Annotated in this window: 1 protein-coding gene; it reads right to left on the reverse strand. The window is 65.3% G+C overall.

What is annotated here, in order from left to right; genetic code table 11:
- Positions 1-2,243: DNA polymerase III subunit alpha (dnaE, locus tag B2527_RS04255; RefSeq protein ID WP_293706302.1), on the reverse strand; the 2,243-nt coding region annotated here is incomplete at its 3' end.
- Between the last annotated feature and the right edge of the window lie 3 nt (positions 2,244-2,246).

Here is a 2,246-nt window from a genome sequence, read left to right on the forward strand (position 1 = left end):
TCGCGGAAGATCTCGCGGTGCTTGGCCATTTCCGCCGGCACCTTCTTGCCCATCGCACGACGCAGCAGGTCGGCGCCGCCCAGCGAGTAGCCGCCGACGATCTGCGCCATCTGCATCACCTGCTCCTGGTACACCATGATGCCGTAGGTGTCCTTCAGGATGGCCTCGGTGCGCGGATCGGGATAGATGATTTCTTCCTGGCCGTGCTTACGCGCGTTGAAGGAGGGAATCAGGTCCATCGGGCCGGGGCGGTACAGCGACACCAGCGCGATCAGGTCTTCGAAGCGGTCAGGCCGCGCGTCCTTCAGCAGGCGGCGCATGCCCGAGGATTCGAACTGGAACACCGCGCCGGTATTGCCGTTGGCGAAGATGTCCTTGTAGGTGGGGGCGTCGTCCAGCGGGATATGGGCGATGTCGATCGGCGGGATGCCGGCGCGCTCGTGGCGCTTGTTGATCGCCTTCACCGCCCAATCGATGATGGTCAGCGTGCGCAGGCCGAGGAAGTCGAACTTCACCAGGCCCACTTCTTCCACGTCGTTCTTGTCGAACTGGGTGACCGGGTTCTTGCCGATGCCGCCTTCGTCATGTTCGGCGTACAGCGGGCAGAACTCGCTCAGCGGCTCGGGCCCGATCACCACGCCACCGGCGTGCTTGCCGGCGTTGCGGGTGAGGTCTTCCAGCTGCAGTGCCAGGTCGATCAGGTCGCGGACATCGTCCTCGGTTTCGTAACGCTGGATCAGCTCGGCCGAGGCCATTTCCGAATCCACGCCTTCCTTGCCCTTGCCCAGTGCATCCTTCAGGTGGATGCCGAGGATGTTGGGGATCAGCTTGGAAACGCCGTCGACCAGGCCATAGGGGAAGCCCAGCACGCGGCCGGTATCGCGCACCACCGCCTTGGCCGCCATGGTGCCGTAAGTGATGATCTGGCTGACGCGCTCGCGGCCGTACTTGCGCGCGACGTAGTCGATCACCTCGTCGCGGCGATCCATGCAGAAGTCGATGTCGAAGTCGGGCATCGACACGCGTTCGGGGTTGAGGAAGCGCTCGAACAGCAGGTTGTAGGGCAGCGGATCCAGGTCGGTGATCTTCAGCGCCCAGGCCACCAGCGAACCGGCACCGGAACCACGGCCGGGACCGATCGGGATGCCCTGGTTCTTGCCCCACTGGATGAAGTCGGCCACGATCAGGAAGTAGCCGGGGAAGCCCATCTTGATGATGGTGTTGAGCTCGAACTCCAGGCGCTCGTTGTAGTCCTCGCGGCTCATGCCGGCGGCCAGCGGATGCACCTGCAGGCGTTCTTCCAGGCCATCGCGCGACTGCTTCTGGATCCAGGTATCCAGCGTCTCGTCGTCCGGCACCGGGTAGTTGGGCAGGAAGTAGGTGCCCAGCCGCATCTCGACGTTGCAGCGCTCGGCCAGCGCCAGGGTGTTGTCGATGGCATCGGGGATGTCGGCGAACAGCTCCGCCATCTGCTCCGGTGTCTTCAGGTACTGCTCGCGGCTGTATTCGCGCGGGCGCTTGGGGTCATCCAGCACGCGGCCGGTGGAAATGCATACGCGCGCCTCGTGCGCGTCGAAGTCATCCGGCGACAGGAAGCGCACATCGTTGGTCGCTACCACCGGCAGGCCGCGCTGGCCGGCGGCCATCAGCGCGAACTGGTTGAAGCTTTCCTCGCCGTCACGGCCGGTGCGGGTCAGTTCCAGGTGCAGGCCGTCGCCGAACACGCGCTGCCAGTCGGCGAGCTGCTGCTCGGCCAGGTCGTGGCGGCCTTCGCTGGCCAGGCGGCCGGCCAGGCTGTGGCGGCCGGCCAGCGCAAACAGGTTCTGGCAGCCGTCCTTGAGCCACTGCGGGTGCACGGCTACGCCACCTTCATTGCGGTGGCCTTCCATCCACGCCCGCGTCAGCAGCCGCGACAGGCTCAGGTAGCCCTCGCGATCGCGGCACAGCAGGGTCATGCGCCAGGGGTCCTGGCCGTCCTCGGTGATCAGCAGGTCGGCACCGGCGATGGGCTTGATGCCCACGCCTTCGGCGGCCTTGTAGAACTTCACCAGCGCGAACATGTTGTTCAGGTCGGTGACCGCCAAGGCCGGCGCTTTCATCTCGACCGAGCGGCTCAGCAGGTTGGCCTGCTTGGCCTTTTTCGGGTCCGCCTGGTCGGGCTTGGCCGGCACGCGGATGGTGGAATCCACCATCGAAAATTCGGTGTGGACGTGGAGATGGACGAAACGGGAAGAAGTAGACATGCC

Origin of the sequence: Stenotrophomonas sp. UBA7606, from assembly GCF_002477705.1 — a bacterium.
Classification (GTDB): Bacteria; Pseudomonadota; Gammaproteobacteria; order Xanthomonadales; family Xanthomonadaceae; genus Stenotrophomonas.